This window comes from Collinsella sp. AM43-1 (assembly GCF_003467925.1).
GTDB lineage: Bacteria > Actinomycetota > Coriobacteriia > Coriobacteriales > Coriobacteriaceae > Collinsella.
In genome coordinates this window covers 24,466-35,251 of sequence record NZ_QSFR01000020.1, presented here as the reverse complement: position 1 = coordinate 35,251, position 10,786 = coordinate 24,466, and the positions used below count along the sequence as shown (strand labels likewise).

Genomic DNA, 10,786 nt, shown 5'->3' with positions numbered 1-10,786 from the left:
TGCCCTTCCTCGGAGAAGTTCGCGAAGCCCACTTCTCCGAGGAAGGGCACCAGCCCGGAGGCGGCCCCAGCGCGAGACCGTCCCGGATGCCTACCTACTCGTTGTCGCCTGCGGTCATCTGCGTTGCGGAGAGCGTGCCGTCGGCGGCAGTTGCAGCTGCAGCGTCGGGCCAGACCCAGTCGGTAAAGGCCGGGTGATCGAAGCCCTCGTCGCACGCAAACTCAAAGGCCTCGGTGCGGAAAGCCTCCCACTCGTCAATCTGCTCGGCAAACTTATCGACGTCGACCATGCGCAGCACGTCGGCGGCAAGCGCCCAGCGGTCCATGCTGTTCAGGCGCAGCATGTCGAACGGCGTGGTCGTGGAGCCCTTCTCCTCGTAGCCGTGGACGCGGAAGGTGTCGTGGCCGGGGCGGTTCCAGATCAGGCGGCGAATCGTGCCGGCATAGGCGTGGAATGCGAAGAGCACGGGCTTCTCACCGCAGCCGAACAGCTCAGCCCAGCGCTCATCGCTGATGGCCTGGTCGTTCTCGCAGACGTTCTGAATCTTGAGCAGATCGACCACGTTGACGAACCACACCTTAATGCCCAACTCGCGCAGCATATCGGTTGCGGCCAGAGCCTCGAGCGTCGGCACGTCACCGCACGTGGCAACTACGACGTCAGCCTCGGCGAGCGAGTCGGCAGTCGATGCCCACTCCCAAGTCGCGACACCCTCGGCGAGCTCGGACTTGGCCTCGTCGACCGTCTGGAAGGTGGGAGCGGGCTGCTTGCCACAGAAGATGGCGTTGACGCAGTCGGTGGACTGGTAGACACGCTCGGCCACAGCGAGAGCCATATTGGCGTCAGCCGGATAGTAAGCATTCACGATATGCGTGTCGTTGGCCTTGTTGAGCAGCAGGTCGATAAAGCCGGGGTCCTGGTGCGAGAATCCGTTGTGGTCCTGGCGCCACACGTGGCTCGACAGCAAAATGTTGAGGCCGCTGATGGGAGCACGCCACGGAATCTCGCGCTTGGTGGCCTCGAGCCATTTGCAGTGCTGGTTGACCATGGAATCGACGACGTGGACAAAGCTCTCGTAGGAGCTCCACACGCCGGAGCGTCCGGTGAGCACGTAGGCTTCGAGGAAACCCTCACATTGGTGCTCGGACAGCTGCTCGACAACCTTACCGGAGCCGGCCAGCAGCTCGTCGTTGGCCTCGTCCTCGTAGAATCCGGCATCCCACTGCTTCTTGGTCACCTTGTAGGCAGCCTGCAGGCGGTTGGACGCGGTCTCGTCGGGACCGAAGATGCGGAAGTCGTCCATGTTCTTGGCCAGGACGTCGGCAGTGTACTCACCAAAGACACGGGCGGCCTCGGTGGAGCCCCAGCCGTGACCCTTGCTTGCGACGGGGATCTCGTGGGCGTGGATATCGGGCAGCTCGAGCTCGCGGCGCACCTTGCCGCCGTTTGCGTTGGGATTGGCGCCGATGCGCAGCTCGCCGGTCGGCATAAAGGCCGTCACCTCGGGGCGCACCTGGCCCTCGGGCGTAAAGAGTTCCTCGGGCTTGTAGGAGCGCAGCCACTCGCGAAGCACGCGGAAGTGCTCGTGGGTGTCCTTGGCACTCGCCAGCGGCACCTGATGCGCGCGCCAGGAGTCCTCGGTCTTCTTGCCGTCGATGTGCTTGGGGCAAGTCCAGCCCTTGGGCGTGCGGAACACGATCATGGGATAGGCCGGACGGACCACGGTCTCGCCCGCGGCGGCCTGGGCCTGAGCGGTGGCCTTGATATCGCAGATCTCGTCAAAGACCTGCTCAAACAGGGCGGCGAAACGCTCGTGGATGCTCACGTGGCTCTCGTCGTCAAAACCGGCGACAAAGAAGTGCGGCTTGTAGCCCATGCCCTCAAAGAACTTGGTGAGCTCCTCGTCGGACACGCGAGCAAGGATAGTGGGGTTGGCGATCTTGTAGCCGTTGAGGTGCAGGATCGGCAGGACGATACCGTCGGTTGCCGGGTTCACGAGCTTGTTGGACTGCCAAGAGGTCGCGAGCGGACCGGTCTCGGACTCGCCGTCGCCCACCACGGCCACGGCCAGCAGGCTCGGGTTGTCCATGACGGCACCGTAGGCATGGCTGAGCGTGTAGCCGAGCTCGCCGCCCTCGTGGATGGAGCCGGGCGTCTCGGGCGCAAAGTGGCTCGGGATGCCGCCGGGATAGGAGAACTGGCGGAAGAACTTCTGCAGGCCGGCCTCGTCATTGGTGATGTCGGGACGAATCTCACGGTAGGTGCCGTCGAGCAGCGACTGAGCAGTACCGGCGGGGCCACCGTGACCAGGGCCCATCAAGAAGATAGCATTCTGGTTGTGGTCGGCGATCAGTCGATTGACGTGACCGAACAGGAAGTTGATGCCGGGCGTGGTGCCCCAGTGGCCAACCAGGCGGTGCTTAACGTCCGGACGACCGAAGTCGCGCACCTCACCGGTTTTCTCGTCGACAAAGTCGGGGCGCATTAGCGGGTTAGAGCGAAGGTAGATCTGACCGACGGACAGATAGTTCGATGCGCGCCAATACAGGTCGACGCCCTCGAGCTCGGAAGCCGGCACCTCGTGGCCCAGCTTTTGCCACGGCGTCCCCAGTGTTTTAGCCATTGTTTATGTCCCTTCGCTGTGCGGTCACCCTCCAATACGGCAACCTTTCGTTGGGACCAGTATATTTGCTAAAACGTTTTATCATGGTGAAAAAACGTTTTACCACCCTTATCAATCCCATCGATTAGCAAAACGCGACATTCACCTGCGGCGTTGATTGTCACAGGTGCTCCACATTCGGTCTCTGCAAATTGGTAAACGTGTTTAGTTGTGTTTAGTAAGCTCGAGCACGCTGTCCTTAACGATAAGCTCCGGCTCCAGAACGACCTCTTCGGCACGCCTGCCGCCCCTACCGGCAAGACGCTTGGACATGCAGCCAAAAGCATGCTCCGCAAGGACACCAGGGTCCTGCTCAATCGCGGTCAGTGCCGGCTCAAAGAGAACGTCGGCCGCCGAGTTGTCATAGCTCACCACCGAGATATCGCCCGGGATGCTCTTCCCCATCTCGTGCAAGCGCTTGAGCAAACCGAGGGCAATGTTATCCGAGCTTGCGAACACGGCAGTGGCGTCAGTTGCGAGCACCGCCTCCGAGGCCTCGTATGCGCTCGGAATGTAGTACTCGCTCTCAAACTCCAAACGCGCGTCGATCGGCAGGCCAACCTCGCGCAGCGCGCGCTCATAGCCGGCAAGTCGCTTGCGACCCGTATTGGAACGGCGGGCATTAACCAGGCAGGCAATACGGCGGTGGCCTTGCTCGATCAGATAGCGGGTGGCCATATAGCCGCCCATCTCGTGGTCGAACATCACCTTGTCGCACTCGAGCCCCTCAATGGCACGGTCGACCATTACGGCCGGGATGGGCAGGTGGCTGACCTCTTCGCGCAGGGCGCGGTCATCGGAGAACTCGTCACCCACCACCAGGAAGACGCCATCAACGCCGCGCGTCACCAGCTGGCGCAGCAGCTCCAGATCGTCATCGGCGCTTCCGCCCGAGCTGGTAATGAAGAGCGCATAGCCGTCCTCGCGGCAGCGCTTTTCCAGGCTACCGGCGAGCGAGGCAAAAAAGCGGCTCTCGATGTTAGGGACGATAAGGCCCAGCGTGCGCGACTCGCGCATGACCAGGCTGCGCGCAATCTGGTTGGGAACATAGTGGTTGCGCGCCGCGACCTCTTTGATGAGCTTGCGGTTTTCTTCCGAGATGCGACAGGGCCGATTATTGAGAACAAGCGAGACCGACGAGGGGGAAAGCCCCACCTCCTGGGCGATCTGCTTGAGGGTGACTTTGTTGGCCATCTCGCTCCTTCCGGGTTTACGCGCAATCTCTTGAAAGTATAGCGACTACCCCTCTACCTCGGTGATAAACACTTTACCAATCCGGTGGACGGCTGTTTTATCGCCGCCAGCGCACCAAATCCGTCCGGGTGGGGTATATTGCAATCGATTGATGACAACGACCACCAAAAGGCGGATATTCGTATGCACGAGAACGATTTTTTTAACGAGGACCTGCTGTGCGCGCTCGCTGGCGTTGCCGGCGAGGACAACGTGCTGATGAGCGAGCCCATGCGCGAGCACACCACGTTTAAGATCGGCGGTCCGGCCGACGTCTTTGTCACGCCCGATACTGAGCAAGGCCTCGTCGCCACGCTCGATACCTGCTATCGCTGCAATCTACCACTCACCATCGTGGGCAACGGCTCCGACTTGCTCGTCGGCGACAAGGGCATCCGCGGCGTCGTCGTAGCGCTGGGCGAGGGCCTCTCCGACATTACGGTCGACGGCACGCACGTCACGGCGGCAGCCGGCGCCTTGCTTTCCGATGTCGCAGCCGCGGCAGCCGAGGCCGGCCTTACCGGCATGGAGCCCATCTCGGGCATTCCCGGATCGGTCGGCGGTGCCTGCTACATGAACGCCGGAGCATACGGCGCCTGCATGGCCGATGTGCTGGAGTCCGTGCGCGTCTACAAGCCCGCCCGCATGCTCGACGACGGCACCCGCGGTAGCGGCAGCATTATCGAGTTCGATGTCGATGAGCTCAACCTGGGCTATCGCAAGAGCCGCATTGCCGACGACGGTTTCATCGTGCTTTCGGCCACTTTCAATCTCGCCCCGGGCAACGCCGCGCTGATCAAGGCCGACATGGACGACTACCGCCAGCGCCGCGAGGACAAGCAGCCACTCGACGTGCCGAGTGCCGGCTCCACCTTCAAGCGCCCCGAGGGCCACTTTGCCGGCAAGCTCATCATGGACGCCGGCCTGCGAGGACACGCCATTGGCGGCGCACAGGTGAGCGAAAAGCACTGCGGCTTCATCGTCAACGCCGACCACGCCACCGCCGCCGATGTCGACGAACTCATCCGCCACATCCAAACAACCGTCAAAGACCAATTCGACGTAGACCTAGAACCCGAAGTCCACCGAGTAGGCGAATTCCTCTAATAAAAAAGAAGGCCCCGAAAGGGGGCTTCGCCATCTTTATATCAGGCAACCAGTCCGGTGTGTCGCGCTTTGAACCCGAAAGGTCCGGGACTGCGGGCGAGGCATAAGGTTGGTCGCGAGTTCCGCACGCAAAGAAGGCCACTTAATGTGGCCTTCGTCTTGCGCAGGACTGTAGAGCAGGCAACCTTATGCCTCGCCCGCAGTCCCGGACCAACCAGCTTCAAGCCGCAGTTACGACAGCGCAATACCGCCAAGCCAGCCCCAACGCACGCCCGACCCAGTGCCATAGAAGCTAATAAACGAATCAAGCGACTTAGACGTAATGGCACCCTCGTTGCTCATAACGATGCCGCCGCCAACGTAGATACCCACATGACCGTAGATAAGGCCCGGAGCACCCGTGCCGCTGTGCGAGGAATCGGCCACGATCATGCCCACCTGCAGCGCCGAGCGGTCGGAGCTATAGCACCAGGCGTTGAACATGTCACACGCGTTGCCGCCAAAATAGCCCACGCCGGCATTGCGGAAGACGTTGGTAACCCAGGCAGCACACCAGCCCTGGCCGGGAGAAGGCGTCGAGTAGCACGCATTGACGACGGCCTGCTGCTTGCCCGAACCGCCCGTCTGTTGCGGGGTGCCGCCGGCATACGAGCCGCCACCCGAGCTCGAGCCACCCGAAGAAGAGCCCGTGTTCGCAGAGGCCGCGGCTGCCGCAGCCGCCTTCCTAGCGGCCTCCTCAGCCTGGGCGGCAGCGAGGATCTCGGAATCGCGCTGAGCCATGAGTTCCTTGACGTCGTCGGAAAGACCGTTCAGCACGGTCTGGACTTCTTGCTGCTTGGCCTGCATATCCTGCATCTGAGCCGTCTGCTGGTCCTTGAGTTTCTCCAGGTCGGCCTTTTGTGATTCGAGCTCGGTCTTCTGTGCGTCGAGCTCAGCCTGAATCGTCTGGATATCCTCGATGGCATCGCGGTCGCTCTTGTTGATCTTCTCAACGTAATGCGCGTTGGCGACGAGTTCCTCAAACGAGCCAGAGGCCAGCAGCAGCGACAGGATGTTCGTGCCGCCGGACTTGTAGCTGGCGGCCACGCGATCGGAAAGGTCGTTGCGCTTCTTCTTGAGCTCGGCCTTCTTTTCATCGATCTGGGCCTGCGTGTCGTCAATCTTGCCCTGGACATTCTCGATGTCGTTGAGGGTCTGGGCATTCTTGTTGGCCAGCGCCGCATACTCATTTGCGATGCTGTCGAGCTGGGCCTGAACCTCGTCGAGCTGGGCCTGGGCGGCATTCAATTTATCGGTGGTTTCTTTGGAAGCCTCCGCCGCATGGGCGCGAGTGGGCAGGCCAAAAAGAACTGCCGCAGAAGCGGCGCCGAACAGGGCCTTAAGGGCAGTGCGGCGCGAGAGCTCCTGGGAAAGGATGGAATCGCTGTTTGGTGACATATGTACTCCGTTACATGCTTATTTATATGTCGCTCAACTCATACATATTAGCGTACATATGGCGCGTCCCAACGATTTCCACGAACGGCAGGAAACTACAAGGTCGGCGGCTCGTAAGCAATTGTCAAATTTGAGGTAACAATTGAGCAAGCTCTTATATGAGTACGTTAACATAATCCTCTGCTTTTCCTACAGTGCACCATTTGGGCGTCCCCGCCTGCGCTATACTCCCCTCTAGAAGTGTTCCTGATTCGATAGGAGACTACATGTCCAAAGCACTCGACCCCAAAGACATCTGCGTCCTCGTTACCGGTGGCGCCGGCTTTATCGGCTCGCACACCGTCGTTCAGCTGCTCGAGGGTGGCTACCAGGTCGTCATCGTCGATGATCTCTCCAACTCCAGCGCCGTCGCCGTCGACCGCGTCAAGACCATCGTGGGCGACGAGGCCGCCAAGAACCTCACCTTCTACGAGGCCAACGTGCTCGACCGCGATGCGATGAACAAGATCTTCGATACCCATCAGATCGACCGTGTCATCCACTTTGCCGGCTTTAAGGCCGTCGGCGAGTCGGTGAGCAAGCCCGTCGAGTACTACCACAACAACATCGAGAACACCCTGGTGCTCATCGACGTCATGCGCAACCATGGCTGCAAGTCCATCATCTTCTCGAGCTCCTCGACCGTCTACGGCGACCCGGACAACCCGCCCGTCACCGAGGAAGACCCCAAGAAGCCCGCAACCAACCCCTATGGCTGGACCAAGTGGATGATCGAGCAGATCCTTATGGACGTCCACACCGCCGACCCCGAGTGGGACGTCGTGCTGCTCCGTTACTTCAACCCCATCGGCGCTCATCCGTCGGGCCTGATCGGCGAGGACCCCAAGGGCATCCCCAACAACCTGGTGCCCTATGTCGCCCAGGTCGCCGTGGGCAAGCTCGAGGCCGTTCAGGTCTTTGGCAACGACTACCCCACCCCCGACGGCACCGGCGTGCGCGACTACATCCACGTGTGCGATCTGGCCTCTGGTCACGTTGCCGCCCTTAACTGGATGAACGGCAAGACCGGCGTCGAGATCTTTAACCTGGGCACCGGCACCGGCACCTCGGTACTCGAGGTCGTCGCCGCCTTCTCCAAGGCTTGTGGCAAGGAGCTGCCCTACGTGATCCGCGAGCGCCGCGCCGGCGACATCGCTGCCAACTGGTGCGATGCCTCCAAGGCCGAGCGCATGATGGGCTGGAAGGCCCAGTACGACATCGCGGACATGTGCCGCGACAGCTGGAATTGGCAGAGCCATAACCCCAACGGCTTCGCCGACGCCGAGTAGCCACTCCCCCGTGCTAGGTTTTGTGGCATGCCTCAAAACCTAGCACGCGACATGCTCGGCACATGCCGCTTCCTGCATGGGTAGATTTCTAGACATGTCCCAAAAATCTACTGGCCCCGGCCTCCAATGTGAGGTCGGGGCTTTTTAGGAACTCGTTCTCGAGCTCGAGCTCGCGCATGCACTTGCGGCCGCCGCGACCGGGTGGTTGGTCAGCTCCTTCTTCCTGACCGTCACCCATCTTCCCAGGGTCTTCTCGTTGATGCCGAGGTCGGCTGCCACTTGGGCGATGGGCTTCCCCGACGCGGCGGCGAAGTCTGCGGCCTCGGCGCGGTACCCCGCTGTGTAGGAGGGCCCGTCTGCCATGACTGACACTCCTTTCTTTTTGGCGCTGAAACGATTATCGCCGCTCAACGCCATTCCTCTAAGTCAAGTGTCCTTGAATACGATACAGTTCAAATGGACGAGGAGAATCTGGCGCTCCTCTCGATGAGCCCGGAGAGGTCCCTGGTCGTCACCTTCCCCCGCGCGAACGCGAAGCGGACGGCGGCGAGCCATGTCCTCACCGCGCGTTCCATTTAGGGAGTCCTCGAGAAGTCGATCTCTCTGTGCGATAATCGAGCTATTGAGTCTCGCGAGTTTAGAGCTGGTGATATGCATTGAAAATCAAGATGAAAAACATCGGCAGGGTCGCTGAGGCCGATATCGAGATTAATGGTATTGCCGTGATCGCCGGGGAGAACGGGACGGGGAAAAGCACGGTTGGAAAAGCGCTTTATGCGGCCTTCAACAGCATGTCCGATTCGGAGAACAAAATCGACCGCATGAGGCGCAATAGTGTTGAGCGCGCCATCAGGAAGGCATATGTGGGAAGCCCTCTCGACTCCACGTCTCGCCACAGGCGAACTGCTGGAAGAATGAATAGTTTCATCGACAGGGTTTTTTCGGGCGAGTGCACGAGGGACGAGCTTATTGATGAGATAAAGGAGTATTACGGGGAGGAGATCTCCCGTGAGATCGAATCCGATTTCACGAATGGCGTAGCAGGAGTTGCCGATCAGATTATCGAGATCATGGATATCTCCGATGATGAGGTATTTCGTGCGATTGCGACAAACAGGTTCCGAAGCGAGTTCAACGGCCAGATCAATTCGGTTTTCGGCGAAGAGCCCGGGAAGGTCGAACTCCAGATAAAGGACGCATCTACGGTTTTCTCGGTTGCAAGTGACGAGGTGGCGGAGGTGCACGATAGGAGGGTTTTGCGATTCAGGGCGCATTATCTGGACGACCCGTTCCTGATCGATTCTCTCGGAGGACCCTACGGCCCCGCTTTTCGGTTCAAGCCCCTCCTTGGACACCAGGAGGAGCTGCGGCAAGATTTGATTCAGGCGACCATCCGTAACGATGACAGCGAGTCCTCGCTGTTCGAAGAGATCGCGAAGGAGCGACACCTGAAGGTTCTCATGGACAAGGTTTCCTCCTTATGTCCGGGGCATTTCGAGAGGAGCGAAAGTCGCGGTCACCTTACGTATCTCGAAGAGGGCTTCGCTCGGGGGTTGGAGCCTGGGAACCTTTCTGCTGGCTTGAAGACGTTCGCCATCATGAAGGTGCTCTTGAAGTCCGGCGCGCTAGATGCCGGAGGGACTATTATCCTCGATGAACCCGAGATTCATCTTCATCCTGCATGGCAGCTGGCCTTCGCCGAGATAATCGTGCTGCTCCAGAAAGAGCTCGGGATGCACGTCTTAATGAGCACCCATAGTCCATATTTCCTGAATGCGATCGAAGTGTATTCTAAGAAGCACGCTGTTGATGGATTGTGCTCATATTATCTTGCGGAGACCTGCACTGATGGACGCTCTCGCTTTGCCGATATAACCGGCTCGACTGAGGTCGCCTACGAGAAGCTGGCGGCTCCTTTTGATACGCTTGAGAGGGAGGAGTACGGCCTTGAGTAGCGACCTGTGCGCCTCCTGCCCTCATCCGAACTCTCCCGCGGTGCCAGATGGCAGCGATGGTTGCTCCCGTTGCAGGACCTGTATCCTAAGGGACTGCACGTCGACCATCTCCAAAACATCCAGAGACGGGAGCGTCTCTCTTGTGGATGACGATTTGCCTGTTGTCAATTTTGACTCTGTTAAAGAATGCTACTGCAAGAAGGTCAATAGGTGGATGCAACTCCCGCGCTCCGCCGATGCGCTGTATTGCGATCGGGAAACGTTATATCTAGTCGAATTTAAAAACGGCAGTCTGAAGGAGACGCTGGGGAAGAGGCTCAATCCCAAGGATGACGAAGAGCTTGGTATCAATCTTGGCCAAAGGGACGCCCTCATCGAGAAGTGCAAGGACAGCGTTTTGATCTGCTCGGACCTGTGGGGAAAGAGGACGAGATGGTTTCGCGAGCACTGCGTCTTTGTTTTGGTATACAACGAGGACAAGAACAAGACCGCGTTGAAGCGGGTTGCCAGCTCGATTAGGAAAAAAGCGCGTTTTGGGCTTCCTGACAAATTGAAAGGTTTTTGCGTGAAGGATGTCTTGACGCTAACCGAAAAGGAGTTTTCGACATCGCTCCTTTCAACTTGGCGAGACGCAGAAGAAATCGCGGAGGTCGACGCGTAGGAGACCGAAAAGCATCCGGTGGCTATTTGCTCCCGATATCGATCGTTCGTCTGCAGTCGGTTTTCTTTCCGCTGCGCCCGCCAGTTTGCGATGAGTCGCGCACCGTGTGAAGCTCAACACGGATGAAATACAAATATAATCCCCCCTTGCACTGTGTTGATAAATATTGCTCGTCGAACTCATCTGAACTGGGCTTTCTTGCATAGAACTGCCTGAACCTGAGCGTTTTCGGGTATCGCATTGCCCGATCGAGCACCATCGCGACCTTCTCAAGCTTGTCCTCGGGCGGACTCATAGCCACAGCCCCGCATGCCGTCCCGGTTGGAGCCGGGATGAGCCCTCAGGAAGCACTGCATGAAGTAGCGCATCCGGTTCACGGGCCCCAGCGGGTTCTGGCCGTCGG

The 10,786-nt window shown here is 59.5% G+C and carries 9 protein-coding genes; 4 read left to right on the top strand and 5 right to left on the bottom strand.

The annotated features are described in order from the left end of the window. Positions 1-94: 94 nt before the first annotated feature. Both DW925_RS08825 and DW925_RS08820 read right to left on the bottom strand, forming a co-directional pair. Complete coding sequence (locus DW925_RS08825; protein ID WP_117790816.1) at positions 95-2,623, bottom strand: phosphoketolase; 2,529 nt, start codon at positions 2,621-2,623, stop codon at positions 95-97. Positions 2,624-2,827: 204 nt separating this feature from the next. Further along, positions 2,828-3,856 carry a LacI family DNA-binding transcriptional regulator gene (locus tag DW925_RS08820; protein WP_089573627.1) on the bottom strand — a complete coding sequence of 343 codons (1,029 nt, stop codon included), beginning with the start codon at positions 3,854-3,856 and terminating at the stop codon, positions 2,828-2,830. A 183-nt stretch (positions 3,857-4,039) separates the two neighbouring features. Between DW925_RS08820 and murB the strand changes: the two genes are divergently transcribed. Further along, on the top strand, positions 4,040-5,002 hold the full coding sequence (gene murB, locus DW925_RS08815) for a UDP-N-acetylmuramate dehydrogenase (RefSeq protein WP_117790815.1): 963 nt from the start codon (positions 4,040-4,042) through the stop codon (positions 5,000-5,002). A 231-nt stretch (positions 5,003-5,233) separates the two neighbouring features. Here the strand turns inward: murB and DW925_RS08810 are convergent, their stop codons facing one another. Beyond that, positions 5,234-6,439 (bottom strand): CHAP domain-containing protein, encoded by a 1,206-nt coding sequence (locus DW925_RS08810; RefSeq protein ID WP_117790814.1) that lies wholly within the window; start codon positions 6,437-6,439, stop codon positions 5,234-5,236. Positions 6,440-6,705: 266 nt separating this feature from the next. Between DW925_RS08810 and galE the strand changes: the two genes are divergently transcribed. Further along, the gene (galE, locus tag DW925_RS08805) at positions 6,706-7,767 is read left to right on the top strand and encodes a UDP-glucose 4-epimerase GalE (RefSeq protein ID WP_117790813.1); all 1,062 of its coding nucleotides are present in this window, start codon (positions 6,706-6,708) and stop codon (positions 7,765-7,767) included. A gap of 144 nt (positions 7,768-7,911) precedes the next feature. Here galE and DW925_RS08800 read toward each other — a convergent pair whose 3' ends face one another. Continuing rightward, on the bottom strand, positions 7,912-8,130 hold the full coding sequence (locus DW925_RS08800; protein ID WP_117584253.1) for a transposase: 219 nt from the start codon (positions 8,128-8,130) through the stop codon (positions 7,912-7,914). A 293-nt stretch (positions 8,131-8,423) separates the two neighbouring features. Here DW925_RS08800 and DW925_RS08795 point away from each other — a divergent pair, with 293 nt between their 5' ends. Next, entirely contained in the window at positions 8,424-9,722 is a 1,299-nt protein-coding gene (locus DW925_RS08795; protein WP_117856218.1) for an ATP-binding protein, read from the top strand. A 142-nt stretch (positions 9,723-9,864) separates the two neighbouring features. After that, positions 9,865-10,383, top strand: coding sequence for a hypothetical protein (locus DW925_RS08790; RefSeq protein WP_124786586.1), 519 nt, complete (start codon positions 9,865-9,867; stop codon positions 10,381-10,383). Between the two features lie 22 nt (positions 10,384-10,405). Here the strand turns inward: DW925_RS08790 and DW925_RS08785 are convergent, their stop codons facing one another. Further along, a complete protein-coding gene (locus tag DW925_RS08785) occupies positions 10,406-10,678 on the bottom strand; it encodes a hypothetical protein (protein ID WP_117584251.1) in 273 nt (90 codons plus the stop codon). Between the last annotated feature and the right edge of the window lie 108 nt (positions 10,679-10,786).

Bases quoted from the DNA above. Each gene is read 5' to 3' on its own strand.
- DW925_RS08785 (WP_117584251.1), bottom strand. From the start codon at position 10,678: ATGAGTCCGCCCGAGGACAAGCTTGAGAAGGTCGCGATGGTGCTCGAT.
- murB (WP_117790815.1), top strand. From the start codon at position 4,040: ATGCACGAGAACGATTTTTTTAACGAGGACCTGCTGTGCGCGCTCGCT.
- DW925_RS08825 (WP_117790816.1), bottom strand. From the start codon at position 2,623: ATGGCTAAAACACTGGGGACGCCGTGGCAAAAGCTGGGCCACGAGGTG.
- DW925_RS08800 (WP_117584253.1), bottom strand. From the start codon at position 8,130: ATGGCAGACGGGCCCTCCTACACAGCGGGGTACCGCGCCGAGGCCGCA.
- galE (WP_117790813.1), top strand. From the start codon at position 6,706: ATGTCCAAAGCACTCGACCCCAAAGACATCTGCGTCCTCGTTACCGGT.
- DW925_RS08810 (WP_117790814.1), bottom strand. From the start codon at position 6,439: ATGTCACCAAACAGCGATTCCATCCTTTCCCAGGAGCTCTCGCGCCGC.
- DW925_RS08820 (WP_089573627.1), bottom strand. From the start codon at position 3,856: ATGGCCAACAAAGTCACCCTCAAGCAGATCGCCCAGGAGGTGGGGCTT.